Origin of the sequence: Pseudophaeobacter profundi (assembly GCF_029697505.1) — a bacterium.
In the GTDB taxonomy this organism is placed as follows: Bacteria; Pseudomonadota; Alphaproteobacteria; order Rhodobacterales; family Rhodobacteraceae; genus Pseudophaeobacter; species Pseudophaeobacter profundi.
Genome location: NZ_JARJEF010000156.1, coordinates 1 through 319 on the forward strand (window position 1 = coordinate 1; position 319 = coordinate 319).

1 protein-coding gene is annotated in these 319 nt (G+C 53.6%); it reads right to left on the reverse strand.

The window, feature by feature from the left end; genetic code table 11:
* The coding region (locus P2081_RS20620) for a ferritin-like domain-containing protein (protein WP_278924655.1) at positions 1–319 on the reverse strand (319 nt) is incomplete at both ends.

Here is a 319-nt window from a genome sequence, read left to right on the forward strand (position 1 = left end):
AGTCGCAGAGGTTCGCATCATTGTGGACAGTCCCGATCTGGTGGAGCGACAGCAGGCTAGTGTTGACATCTTTTTCGAGCTGAAGAGCTGCGGTAAATGCTTCCTTGCCGACGCGGCGGATGTTGGTGAGTTTGTCTCCCAACTCCTTGATGGCGTCCACTTGCTCCTGCAAGAACTCTGACTCTAAGTAGTCGCAGAGGTTCGCATCATTGTGGACAGTCCCGATCTGGTGGAGCGACAGCAGGCTAGTGTTGACATCTTTTTCGAGCTGAAGAGCTGCGGTAAATGCTTCCTCTGCATTTGCCCAGTCGTTCCTGGG